The 335-nt window shown below is 69.3% G+C and carries 1 pseudogene; it reads left to right on the forward strand.

From position 1 onward, the window contains the following. Positions 1-335 (forward strand): annotated as a pseudogene (locus EN845_RS34285) (methyl-accepting chemotaxis protein); the annotation flags it as partial.

Raw genomic sequence — 335 nt, forward strand, 5'->3', positions numbered from 1 at the left:
GGCGACACCGTCGGCTACGTGGTGGAGTGGCGTGACCGCACCCAGGAAGCGCAGGTTGAAGCCGAAGTCGCCCGCGTGATTGCCCAGGCCGCCGCCGGCGACCTGTCCGGTCGCATCGACGCCTCCGACAAGGAGGGCTTCTTCCTGCAGCTGGCCCAGCAGATCAACGGCCTGCTGGACGCCAACGCCGGCAGCATCGAGCAGGTCTCGGGCCTGCTGGCCGCACTGTCGCAGGGTGACCTGACCGTGCGCATGCAGGGCGATTACCAGGGCGTGTTCGCCCGCATGCGCGACGACGCCAACGCCACCGCCGCACAGCTCAGCGAGATCGTCAC

The organism is Mesorhizobium sp. M8A.F.Ca.ET.202.01.1.1 (genome assembly GCF_004791595.1).
Taxonomy (GTDB): Bacteria; Pseudomonadota; Alphaproteobacteria; order Rhizobiales; family Rhizobiaceae; genus Mesorhizobium.